At 59.4% G+C, this 12,102-nt stretch carries 10 protein-coding genes; 3 read left to right on the top strand and 7 right to left on the bottom strand.

Annotated features, from left to right (window positions below):
* The 6 genes from ACMXYI_RS20385 to gloB all read right to left on the bottom strand — a co-directional run bounded on the left by ACMXYI_RS20385 (nt 1) and on the right by gloB (nt 8,391).
* Nucleotides 1-1,020, bottom strand: a complete 1,020-nt coding sequence (locus ACMXYI_RS20385) for an ABC transporter permease (RefSeq protein ID WP_415768787.1) — start codon at nt 1,018-1,020, stop codon at nt 1-3.
* Nucleotide 1,021: 1 nt separating this feature from the next.
* Nucleotides 1,022-2,095: a microcin C ABC transporter permease YejB gene (locus ACMXYI_RS20390; RefSeq protein ID WP_056741785.1), complete on the bottom strand. Its 1,074-nt coding sequence runs from the start codon at nt 2,093-2,095 to the stop codon at nt 1,022-1,024.
* 4 nt (nt 2,096-2,099) lie between these two features.
* A complete protein-coding gene (locus ACMXYI_RS20395; protein ID WP_415768788.1) occupies nt 2,100-3,941 on the bottom strand; it encodes an extracellular solute-binding protein in 1,842 nt (613 codons plus the stop codon).
* On the bottom strand, nt 3,938-5,770 hold the full coding sequence (locus ACMXYI_RS20400) for an extracellular solute-binding protein (RefSeq protein ID WP_415768789.1): 1,833 nt from the start codon (nt 5,768-5,770) through the stop codon (nt 3,938-3,940). The genes ACMXYI_RS20395 and ACMXYI_RS20400 overlap by 4 nt, the downstream gene beginning before the upstream one ends.
* Nucleotides 5,771-6,069: 299 nt before the next feature.
* The gene (locus tag ACMXYI_RS20405; RefSeq protein WP_415768790.1) at nt 6,070-7,524 is read right to left on the bottom strand and encodes a transglycosylase SLT domain-containing protein; all 1,455 of its coding nucleotides are present in this window, start codon (nt 7,522-7,524) and stop codon (nt 6,070-6,072) included.
* A gap of 99 nt (nt 7,525-7,623) precedes the next feature.
* Nucleotides 7,624-8,391: a hydroxyacylglutathione hydrolase gene (gene gloB, locus ACMXYI_RS20410; RefSeq protein WP_415768791.1), complete on the bottom strand. Its 768-nt coding sequence runs from the start codon at nt 8,389-8,391 to the stop codon at nt 7,624-7,626.
* A 65-nt stretch (nt 8,392-8,456) separates the two neighbouring features.
* Here gloB and ACMXYI_RS20415 point away from each other — a divergent pair, with 65 nt between their 5' ends.
* Nucleotides 8,457-9,215 (top strand): methyltransferase domain-containing protein, encoded by a 759-nt coding sequence (locus tag ACMXYI_RS20415; protein WP_008152097.1) that lies wholly within the window; start codon nt 8,457-8,459, stop codon nt 9,213-9,215.
* 92 nt (nt 9,216-9,307) lie between these two features.
* Nucleotides 9,308-9,760 (top strand): ribonuclease HI, encoded by a 453-nt coding sequence (rnhA, locus tag ACMXYI_RS20420; RefSeq protein WP_008152099.1) that lies wholly within the window; start codon nt 9,308-9,310, stop codon nt 9,758-9,760.
* Nucleotides 9,761-9,814: 54 nt separating this feature from the next.
* Here the strand turns inward: rnhA and ACMXYI_RS20425 are convergent, their stop codons facing one another.
* Nucleotides 9,815-10,984 carry an IS4 family transposase gene (locus ACMXYI_RS20425; protein WP_415768078.1) on the bottom strand — a complete coding sequence of 390 codons (1,170 nt, stop codon included), beginning with the start codon at nt 10,982-10,984 and terminating at the stop codon, nt 9,815-9,817.
* Nucleotides 10,985-11,289: 305 nt separating this feature from the next.
* Here ACMXYI_RS20425 and dnaQ point away from each other — a divergent pair, with 305 nt between their 5' ends.
* Nucleotides 11,290-12,048: a DNA polymerase III subunit epsilon gene (gene dnaQ / locus ACMXYI_RS20430; protein ID WP_033054619.1), complete on the top strand. Its 759-nt coding sequence runs from the start codon at nt 11,290-11,292 to the stop codon at nt 12,046-12,048.
* Nucleotides 12,049-12,102 lie beyond the last annotated feature (54 nt).

Raw genomic sequence — 12,102 nt, forward strand, 5'->3', positions numbered from 1 at the left:
TCACTTCCTCGGGTCGAAGGCATCGCGAGCGGACTCGCCGATGAACACCAGCAAACTCAACATCAACGCCAGCACGGCAAACGCGCTCATGCCGAGCCACGGCGCTTGCAGGTTGGATTTGCCCTGGGCCACCAGCTCACCGAGGGACGGCGCGCCAGGCGGCAAGCCGAAACCGAGGAAATCCAGGGCGGTCAGGGTGCCGATGGCGCCGGTCAGGATGAACGGCATGAAGGTCATGGTCGAGACCATGGCGTTGGGCAGGATGTGGCGGAACATGATCGCTCCGTTTTGCATCCCCAGCGCCCGCGCGGCGCGCACGTATTCCAGATTACGCCCACGCAGGAATTCGGCGCGGACCACGTCCACCAGGCTCATCCACGAGAACAGCAGCATGATCCCCAGCAGCCACCAGAAGTTCGGCTGGACGAAGCTGGCGAGAATGATCAGCAGGTACAGCACCGGCAGCCCGGACCATATCTCCAGAAAGCGCTGCCCGGCCAAATCCACCCAGCCGCCGTAGAAACCCTGCAAGGCTCCGGCAATCACGCCGATGATCGAGCTGAGAATGGTCAGCGTCAGGGCAAACAGCACCGAAATCCGGAAGCCGTAAATCACCCGCGCCAACACGTCGCGGCCCTGATCATCAGTGCCGAGCAGGTTGTCGACAGAGGGTGGCGCCGGGGCCGGGACTTTCAGGTCGTAGTTGATGCTTTGATAGCTGTAGGGAATCGGCGCCCACAGGACCCAGGCGTCTTTTTCCTTGAGCAGTTCGCGGATGTACGGGCTCTTGTAGTTGGCTTCCAGCGGAAATTCGCCGCCGAAGGTGGTTTCCGGGTAGCGCTTGAGTGCCGGGAAGTACCAACCGTTGTCGTAGTGCACCACCAGCGGTTTGTCGTTGGCGATCAGCTCGGCGCCGAGGCTCAGTCCAAACAGCAGCAGAAACAGCCACAGCGACCACCAGCCACGCTTGTTGGCCTTGAACAGTTCGAAACGTCGGCGATTGAGAGGGGACAGGTTCATCTCAATGCTCCCGGCTTTCGAAGTCGATGCGCGGATCGACAAAGGTGTAGGTGAGGTCACCGATCAGTTTCACCACCAATCCCAACAGGGTGAAGATGAACAGCGTGCCAAAAACCACCGGGTAATCGCGGTTGATCGCCGCCTCAAAACTCATCAGCCCGAGGCCGTCGAGGGAGAAGATCACTTCAACCAGCAGCGAACCGGTGAAGAAGATGCCGATGAACGCCGACGGGAACCCGGCGATCACCAGCAGCATGGCGTTGCGGAACACATGGCCGTAGAGCACGCGGTGATTGGTCAGGCCCTTGGCCTTGGCGGTGACCACGTACTGCTTGTTGATTTCGTCGAGGAAGCTGTTTTTGGTCAGCAACGTCATGGTCGCGAAGTTGCCGATCACCAGCGCGGTGACTGGCAACGCGAGGTGCCAGAAGTAATCGAGCACCTTGCCGCCCATGCTCAACTCGTCGAAGTTGTTGGAGGTCAGCCCTCTGAGCGGGAACCAGTCGAAATAGCTGCCGCCGGCAAAGACCACGATCAGCAGGATGGCGAACAGGAAGGCCGGTATCGCATAGCCGACGATGATCGCCGAACTGGTCCAGACGTCGAAGTGGCTGCCGTGTCGCGTCGCCTTGGCGATCCCCAGCGGGATCGACACCAGGTACATGATCAGGGTGCTCCACAGCCCTAGGGAGATCGACACCGGCATCTTTTCCTTGATCAGGTCGATGACCTTGGCGTCGCGGAAGAAGCTGTCGCCGAAATCCAGGGTGGCGTAGTTCTTGATCATGATCCACAAGCGTTCCGGGGCCGATTTATCGAAGCCGTACATGTGCTCGATTTCCTTGACCAGCGCCGGGTCCAGGCCTTGGGCGCCGCGATAGGCGGAGCCCGCCACCGAGACTTCGGCACCGCCGCCGGCGATGCGGCTGGTGGCGCCTTCGAAGCCTTCGAGCTTGGCGATCATCTGCTCCACCGGCCCGCCGGGAGCGGCCTGGATGATCACAAAGTTGATCAGCAAAATGCCGAGCAAGGTCGGGATGATCAGCAGCAGTCGCCGAAAAATATACGCCAGCATCTGATTACTCCGTGCCCGCAGGGTCGGCTTGCAGTTTGGTTTCGACTTCTACCGCAGGTTTGGCATCGGGCTTGATCCACCAGGTGTTAATGCCGATGTCGTACTTGGGTGAAACTTTCGGGTGGCCGATGTGATTCCAGTACGCCACGCGCCAGGTCTTGATGTGCCAGTTGGGGATCACGTAATAGCCCCATTGCAGCACGCGGTCCAGTGCGCGGGCGTGGGCCACCAGGCTTTTGCGCGAATCGGCGTTGATCAGTTGCTCGACCAACTGGTCCACCACCGGGTCTTTCAGGCCCATGGAATTGCGGCTGCCGGGTTTGTCGGCGGCGTCGGACATCCAGAACTCGCGTTGCTCGTTACCCGGCGAGTTGGACTGCGGGAAGCTGCCGACAATCATGTCAAAGTCCCGTGAACGCACGCGGTTGATGTACTGCGAGACGTCGACCCGGCGGATCACCAGGTCGATGCCCAGGTCACTCATGTTGCGCTTGAACGGCAGCAACACCCGCTCGAATTCGGTCTGGGCCAACAGGAACTCGATGGTCACCGGTTTGCCGTTGGCGTCGACCATCTTGTCATCGACGATCCGCCAGCCCGCCTCTTGCAGCAATTGATAGGCTTTGCGCTGTTGGGCGCGGATCATGCCGCTGGCGTCGGTCACCGGGTTCTGGAAGGCCTCGCTGAACACCTGCTCGGGAATCCTGCCGCGGAACGGGTCGAGGATCGCCAGTTGATCGGCGTCCGGCAGGCCGCTGGCCGCCATTTCCGAATTTTCGAAATAACTGCGGGTGCGCGCATAGGCGCCGTTGAACAATTGCTTGTTGGTCCATTCGAAGTCCAGCAACAGGGTCAGGGCCTGGCGCACGCGCACGTCCTGGAACACCGGGCGGCGCAGGTTGAATACAAAGCCTTGCATGCCGGTGGGGTTGCCGTTGGGGATCTGTTCCTTGATCAACCGGCCCTCGGTGACGGCCGGAATGTTGTAGGCGTTGGCCCAGTTCTTTGCTGCCATTTCCAGCCAGTAATCGAACTGCCCGGCCTTGAGTGCTTCCAGGGCCACGGTGTTGTCGCGGTAGTAGTCGGTGGTCATCACGTCGAAGTTGTAGAACCCGCGGTTGGCCGGCAGGTCCTTGGCCCAGTAATCCTTGACCCGCTCATAGCGCACCGAACGCCCGGCCTTGACTTCGCTGACCTTGTACGGGCCGCTGCCCAACGGCATTTCCAGATTGCCCTTGGTGAAATCGCGCGTCGCCCACCAATGCTTTGGCAACACCGGCAACTGGCCGAGGATCAGCGGCAGCTCACGGTTGTTGTTGTGTTTGAACTTGAACAGCACCGTCAGCGGATCTTCAGCGACCACTTCCTCGACATCGCTGTAGTAACCGCGGAACAGCGGCGCGCCGTCCTTGATCAGGGTCTGGAAGCTGAACACCACGTCCTCGGCGCGCATCGGATGCCCGTCGTGGAAGCGCGCTTCGGGGCGCAGGTAGAAACGCACCCAGCTATTGTCCGGGGCTTTTTCGATCTTGCCGGCGACCAGGCCGTACTCGGTGAACGGTTCATCCAGGCCCTGTTTGGCCAGGGTGTCGTAGATCATGCTGATGTCGTCGGCCGCGACACCCTTGTTGATGAAGGGGTTGAGGCTGTCAAAGCCGCCGAAACCGGCCTGACGGAAGATCCCGCCCTTGGGCGCGTCGGGGTTCACGTAATCGAAATGTTTGAAATCGGCCGGGTATTTCGGCGGCTCGTTGTACAGGGTCAGGGCATGTTGCGGGGCGGCGCAGGCCAGCCCGGCGAACAACAGACCGCTGGCCTGCAAGAGCAGGGTGCGTACGGGTTTCATCGATCTTTCTCCGAAGATTTCAGCCACCACGCGCTCAGGCCCAATGTGTAGGGCGGCGTGGTGACGAAGGCGAACCGGTTGCGGTAGGCCAGGCGGTGATAATTGAGGTACCAGTTGGGAATGATGTAGTGCTGCCACAGCAACACCCGGTCCAGGGCCTTGCCGGCGGCGACCTGTTCATCGCGGGTCTGGGCGGCGAGCAATTGTTCGAGTAAATGGTCGACCACAGGGTTGGCGATGCCAGCGTAGTTTTTGCTGCCCTTGACCCCGACCTGGCTGGAATGGAAGTACTGCCATTGTTCCAGGCCCGGACTGAGCGTCTGGTTGAGGGTCATCAGGATCATGTCGAAATCGAACTGATCGAGGCGTTGCTTGTACTGGGCGCGATCGACCGTGCGCAGCCGGGCGTCGATGCCGATGCTGGCGAGGTTCTCGACGTAAGGCTGAAGAATGCGTTCCAGGTTCGGGTTGACCAGCAGGATCTCCAAACGCAACGGTTGGCCAGCGGCGTTCTGAACGTGCTGGCCGCTGAGCTTCCAGCCGGCCTCGGCAAGCAGGCCCAGGGCCTTGCGCATGGTTTCCCGGGGGATGCCGCGCCCTTGGGTCTGCGGCAGGCTGAACGGCTCGGTGAAGAGCTTGGCGGGCAACTGCTCGCGATAGGGCGTGAGCATCAGCCATTCATGGCCGACCGGAAGGCCCGTCGCGGAGAACTCGCTGTTGGGGTAGTAGCTCATGGCGCGTTTGTAGGCGCCGCTGAACAGGGTGCGATTGGTCCACTCAAAGTCGAACATCAGGCCCAGGGCTTCACGGACTTTGGTCTCGGAGAAGGCCGGGCGTCGGGAGTTCATGAACAGACCCTGGCTCTGGGTCGGGATCTGGTGCGGAATTTGCGCCTTGATGACGTCGCCGCGTCGCACCGCCGGGAAGCTGTAGCCGTTTTCCCAGTTCTTCGCCTGGTGCTCGATATAGATGTCGAATTCGCCGGCCTTGAAGGCTTCGAACGCGACGTCGCTGTCGCGGTAGAACTCGACTTCCATGCGGTCGAAGTTGTATTTGCCGCGATTGACCGGCAAGTCCTTACCCCAGTAATCCTTGACCCGTTCGAAAATGATCCGCCGTCCTGGCTCTACCGACGTGATGCGATACGGCCCGCTACCCAGCGGCGGTTCGAAGGTGGTGGCCTTGAAGTCACGACCTTTCCAGTAATGCTGGGGCAGCACCGGCAACTCGCCCAGGCGCAGGATCAGTAACGGATTGCCGGCGCGCTTGAAGAGGAAACGAATGCGCTGCGGATTGAGGATGTCGACCCGCGACACTTCCTGAAGATTGGTGCGGTATTGCGGATGGCCTTCCTTGAGCAGCAAGCGGTAGGAGAACGCCACGTCATAGGCGGTAATCGGCGTGCCATCGTGGAAGCGCGCTTCGGGACGCAGATTGAACACCACCCAGCTGCGGTCTTCACTGTATTCCACCGATTGGGCGATCAGGCCATAGCTGGAGGTAGGTTCATCGCCGGACGGCGCGTACTGGCCGGTGCCGACCATCAACGGTTCGTTGAGCTCGTTGATGCCGTATTGCAGGAAATTCGGCGTGGAAACCGGGCTTGAACCCTTGAAGGTGTAGGGATTGAGCGTATCGAAGGTGCCAAACGCCATCACCCGCAACGTACCGCCCTTGGGCGCTTGAGGGTTGACCCAGTCGAAGTGGGTAAATCTGGCCGGGTACTTGAGCGTGCCGAACTGCGCATAACCATAGCTTTCGCTGATCGTCGCGCTTGCGGGGGAGCTCAAGGCCAGGCTGATCAGGAGCAGGAGGAGGGGACGCTTCAAGTCAGGGATCCGATCCAGGCGGCTTGGGCTTTGTGGCCCGTACAGTAACAGCTTGTATCGACAGGAAAAAGACGGGGGCTTAATGCGCTCGTCATTGTGCCGGAGGACTCCCTGTAGCAGCTGGCGAAGCCTGCGTTCGGCTGCGCAGCAGTCGTTAATTCAGACGATGCGGTATTTGAGGAAGTCCGCGAACTCAGGTTTTGCGACTGCTTCGCAGTCGAACGCAGGCTTCGCCAGCTGCTACAGGGGTTTGGGTAAAACCTTGGGTCAAAAAAAGCCCCTGAAATCAGGGGCTCATTTTAGTGCGGGGAAGCCACCGTCAACATCTGACCAGGCTTCAGCGCCTGGCCAACACGTGGGTTCCAGCGCTTGAGGTGCTGCATCTCAACGTTGAAACGCTTGGCCACCATGTACAGCGAGTCGCCTTGCTGGACCTTGTATTGGGTCTGCGGCTTTTCCTTGACTGCTTTGCTGTTGGTTTTGCTGTTCGCCGCAACGACGGTGTTGACGCGACCGCTGCTGCGCTTGGTGGCGTCCTGCATGACCAGCGCCTGGCCGGCCTTGAGATTCTTGCCGGTCAGCTTGTTCCAGCGTTGCAGGTCCTTGACGTCGACCTTGTTGGCCTTGGCGATGGCGGCCAGGTTGTCCCCGCGTTTAACGCGGTAAACGCGTTTGAGACTGGCGAGTTCGGAGTCGTCCGAGCCTTCGAATACCGGCTTGAGCGGCTTCTTGCTGATCAACTCTTCAGGACGCATGGTCGACAGGCTGGCCGTCAGCAGTTGCGCCTTGGACGTTGGCACCAGCAAATGCTGGGGGCCATCGATGGTGGTGCGCTGCTTGAAGGCCGGGTTGAGCTGGAACAGTTCGTCTTCGTCGATGTTAGCCACCGCGGCGACCTTGGACAGGTCCATGCGCTGGTTGATTTCGACGACCTGGAAGTACGGTTCGTTGGCGATCGGGTTCAGGTTCACGCCGTAGGCTTCAGGTGCCAGCACCACTTGCGACAGGGCCAGCAGCTTTGGCACGTAGGCCTGGGTTTCGGCCGGCAGCGGCAGGTTCCAGTAATCGGTCGGCAAACCGAGCTTTTCGTTGCGCTCGATGGCCCGGCTGACCGTGCCTTCGCCGGCGTTGTAGGCCGCCAGGGCCAGCAGCCAGTCGCCGTTGAACATGTCATGCAGGCGGGTCAGGTAATCCATGGCCGCGGTGGTCGAGGCGGTGATATCGCGACGGCCATCATAGAAACGGGTTTGACGCAGGTTGAAGTAACGCCCGGTGGAAGGGATGAATTGCCACAAGCCAACCGCGTCGGCCCGGGAATAGGCCATCGGGTTGTAGGCGCTTTCAATCACCGGCAGCAGCGCCAGTTCCAGCGGCATGTTGCGTTCTTCAAGGCGTTCGACGATGTAGTGAATGTAGAGGCTGCCGCGTTCGCCGGCGTTTTCGAGGAAGGACGGGTTGCTGGCGAACCACAGGCGCTGTTGCTCGATGCGCGGGTTGACGCCTAGGTTGTCCTGCAGCTGAAAGCCCTGACGCATGCGTTCCCAGACGTCTTGTGGAATTTGCGGAGTCGGTTTTTCGCTGAGCCAGATAGGTTTCTGCTTGGCTCGGGCGGCGATATTCGGAGTGTGTGTCGCTTCGGTCTGCGGCACATGGCTTGAACAGCCCGCCAAAGTGGCGGACACAGCCACCGCAATGGCTTGAGCCAAGCGGGTCAATGCGTCTGAATTGATGGCTTTACGAATAGATGACGACATTGGCTGGAAGTAAGTTCCGGGCAAAAATGTCGGGCGATTCTAGAAAGCGTACCCCCTGCGGTCAACCATTCAGAATTTTTGTACCAACGTGATGGCTACTTAGAACTTATCTTTCCAAGCACGCAGAGCAGCAAAGACCGCACTCGGAGCCCGGTTTTGGGTTCCATTCCGTTCGTCCATTTTTTCTTTAACGGATGTTTCGTCGACACGCAAAAACGGGTTGGTAAGCTTTTCAAGCGCCAGAGTAGAGGGCAGCGTCATGATTCCGGCTTCACGTTGTGCGGTGACTTTTTCCAGACGTGCGGCAGTGTCCGGATTGCCTGGTTCGACCGCTGCGGCAAACTTCAGGTTGCTCAAAGTGTATTCGTGAGTGCAGTAGACCAGCGTATCTTCAGGCAGCGCGGCGAGGCGCGTCAGGGAGGTATGCATTTGCTTCGGCGTGCCTTCGAACAAGCGTCCGCAACCGGCAGCGAACAGGGTGTCACCGCAGAACAGTAAACCATGATGGTAATAGGCGATATGCCCCAGGGTATGGCCGGGGACGGCAAAGACATCGAAGTCCCAGCCCAGCACGCTGACGCGGTCGTTGTCCTTGAGCGCCACGTCCCGGACCGGGATGGTTTCGCTGGCCGGACCGTAGACTGTCGCGTCTGTCGCTTTTTTCAGCTGCTCGACGCCGCCGACGTGGTCATGATGGTGGTGAGTGATCAAAATATCACTCAACACCCAACCCGGATGCGCTACGAGCCAGGCCTGCACTGGCGCGGCATCGCCCGGATCAACCACCGCGCAGCGCTGGGTGCGGTGGTCTTGTAACAACCAGATGTAGTTGTCGGTAAAGGCGGGCAGGGCACTGATCTGTATCATCGTCGGATTCGCCAAGCGGAAAACAATGGCGCATCTTAGAACTTCCTGGCGCGTTGGAGAATGCAATGACCGATAAAGCGTTCGCTCAGGCTGATCCTGAATGGCTGACATTGATCAGCGCGGCCCGAGAATGGCTGTCCGGCCCCATCGGGCAATTTCTGCTGGACGAAGAACGTCGCATGCTCGAAGACGAGTTGGGACGGTTCTTCGGTGGCTACCTGGTGCATTACGGTCCGTCGGCCCAAACGCCGCCGTCGGCGCCGCAAGTCCAGCGCAATGTGCGGCTCGGCGCGCCATTGCCGGGTGTCGAGATCGTCTGCGAAGAGCAGGCGTGGCCTTTGAGCGAGCATGCCGCCGACGTGGTGGTGTTGCAGCATGGGCTGGATTTCTGCCTGTCGCCCCACGGCCTGCTGCGCGAAGCGGCGAGCAGCGTGCGGCCCGGCGGGCATCTGCTGATCGTCGGGATCAACCCCTGGAGTACCTGGGGCTTGCGTCACGTTTTTGCTCATGACGCCTTGCGCAAGGCTCGCTGCATCTCCCCATCGCGAGTCGGTGACTGGTTGAACCTGCTGGGCTTCGCGCTGGAGAAACGCCGCTTCGGATGCTATCGTCCGCCGCTTGCGTCACCCGCCTGGCAGGCTCGTCTGGCCGGTTGGGAGCGCAAGGCCGGTGACTGGCAACTGTCGGGTGGCGGCTTCTATTTATTGGTGGCGCGCAAGATCGTGGTGGGCCTGCGGCCCGTCCGTCAGGAGCGGCGCGAACCGATGGGCAAGCTGATTCCATTGCCGATGGCCAAGGTCAATCGTCGCCGCATTGATCCGTAATACACTTTTTATTTTCCCGGCCGGGTTTGCCCCGGCCTCGGGCATCGTCGATCACCGATCGGCGAGCCACCGCATTTTCTGGATAGATTGGCATGAGCGATAGCGTAGAACTCTTCACTGACGGCGCCTGTAAAGGCAACCCTGGCCCTGGCGGCTGGGGCGCGTTGCTGGTGTGCAAGGGCATTGAAAAAGAACTGTGGGGCGGCGAAGCCAACACCACCAACAACCGCATGGAGCTGATGGGTGCGATCCGTGGCCTTGAAGAACTCAAGCGCTCCTGCGACGTGCTGCTGGTCACCGACTCGCAGTACGTGATGAAAGGCATCAACGAGTGGATGGACAACTGGAAGAAGCGCGGCTGGAAAACCGCCGCGAAAGAACCGGTGAAAAACGCTGATTTGTGGAAGTTGCTGGATGAGCAGGTCAATCGCCACAACGTCACCTGGAAATGGGTGCGTGGCCATATCGGTCACCATGGCAACGAACGCGCCGACCAGTTGGCCAACCGTGGCGTGGATGAAGTGCGCGGCTACAAGCAGGCTTAAACCTCACACTGATCGTTCCCATGCTCCGCGTCACTAGTGTCCGGTAAAACCTTTTCAAAGCTGAAGGCTGCCTTGGGCAGCCTTCAGCTTTGTTCGCTTTTGCCTTCGCTGTTCAAGGTGTTCAATGCTTAATGGGCGTTCGAACAAGCTGTGGGTTAGCCGAATGGCAAAGTCTGAAATAGATCCCGAGCAACCTGAACGGCGCTGATAAAGATGCAGCAAAAGATAGGTAATCAAGGCGCTGTAGATCTGCAAACGAACGGCATTTTCAGAGAAGCCGAAATACCGTTTGAGCTTGAGGTTTTGCTTGATCCACTTAAAAAACAGTTCGATCTGCCAACGTTGTTTGTACAGATCGGCGATCTCCTCCGCTGAGCGAGAGAAGTCGTTGGTGACCAGAATCAATGGCGTTTCGTGGTCCTCTCGGCGGATCTGAACCCGACGCACAGCCTGATTTTGGTAGAGATTCGGACGTCGAGTGTTCAGGTATTTCTTCCCGAACAATACCGATTCGTCCGCCTCAATGAATTCGGGTGCATCCTTTTCCCTCAAATTTTCTACCGGCTTTAGATTGGCGTTTTTCTTCAGTCGGGTGACGAAGAAAGAACCCATCTGATCAATCTGGTGCCACCAGTTGTAGTCGCAGTAACCCTTGTCGAAAACGTACGTCATACCTGCTTCAAGCGGCATGGTCAGGGCATCGCTCAGATCGTTGACGTTGGCGGCGGTGATGTTTACGTAAGTCGGGGCTGTTTGCTGTGGATCGATGGCCACATGTACCTTCAAGCCTTGGGTTATGCGGGTTTTCGTCGCGGTGGTCCATTCGTCAAAACCGGGTCCGCGCAGGCTGATCGAGGTCGAATCGATCAGGGTGATCATGGCTTCGAGCGACTTGCGCTGCTTGCGGCCAATGCCTTGAAGCAAGTGCTCACAGGCCAGCCGAAACGGCTCTGAGCTGCGCTTGTTCAACGCATCACAAAGGGTCGAACGCACCATGTTCTTGGCGTTGAGGTGGTGGCGATGGGGTTGCAGCGACTGCGAGGCTGTCGCCAACGTACGCAAGCTTTTGGCTTGCGTCAGCTGACCGTAAATCAGCGTGACGAGCAGATCCCAGGACGTGAATTGTTTGGCGTAACGATCAGCGCCACAGCGTTTGACGGCGGCTTTGAAGAGCTGATGAGGAAGGGCTTGAAGCATTTGCGCAAATCGAGTGCTGCTGAACATGGGCGAAAATCAAGTCTGAAAACCTGATTATTGCTTACGAAGCAGGCACAGCAAGGGGGAGCAAGCTCCCCCTTCGGTTTTTACCGGACACTAGTGATGCTCCGCGTGGGAATGCCTCTAGGGACGCTCCGCGTTCCAAGGGGACGCAGAGCGTCCCGGGCTGCATTCCCACGCAGAGCGTGGGAACGATCAGCGCCGGCATTACCTATGCGCCGTGAGTGGGTGCAACACGCACCCGAAAGACCCCGGCGAGCGTGTTAAGATCGCCGCTTTTGCACGATTGACCCGTTGAGAGCTGAGCACTGATGGCCACCAGATCCGTTGTACTCGATACCGAAACCACTGGCATGCCGGTGACCGACGGCCACCGGATTATCGAAATCGGTTGTGTCGAGTTGATCGGTCGGCGCCTGACGGGCCGGCATTTCCACGTTTACCTGCAACCGGACCGCGAGAGTGATGAAGGCGCCATTGGCGTCCACGGCATCACCAACGAATTTCTGGTTGGCAAGCCGCGCTTCACTGAAGTGGCCGATGAATTCTTCGAATTCATCAAGGGCGCGCAGCTGATCATCCATAACGCGGCGTTCGACGTTGGCTTCATCAACAACGAATTCGCCTTGATGGGCCAGCACGATCGTGCGGACATCACGCAGCACTGCTCGATCCTCGATACCCTGATGATGGCCCGGGAACGTCACCCGGGGCAGCGCAACAGCCTCGACGCATTGTGCAAACGCTATGGGGTCGACAACTCCGGTCGTGAACTGCACGGCGCCTTGCTCGACTCCGAGATCCTCGCCGACGTTTACCTGACCATGACGGGCGGCCAGACCAGCCTGTCCCTGGCCGGTAATGCCTCCGACGGCAACGGTTCAGGGGAAGGCGCGGACAATTCCGCCACCGAGATCCGCCGTCTGCCGGCCGATCGTCAGCCGACGCGGATTATCCGTGCCAGCGAAGATGACCTGGCCCAACACGTGGCACGCCTGGAAACCATCGCCAAATCCGCCGGCGCCCCATCGCTCTGGCAGCAACTGGCCGAGGCCAAGGCTCAAGCCTGATTTTTTCGCCACACAATGGTGCGCCTGATGACCCCCTTCGGGGCACCGCACTCG

It is taken from the genome of Pseudomonas lyxosi (genome assembly GCF_047758685.1).
In the GTDB taxonomy this organism is placed as follows: Bacteria; Pseudomonadota; Gammaproteobacteria; order Pseudomonadales; family Pseudomonadaceae; genus Aquipseudomonas; species Aquipseudomonas lyxosi.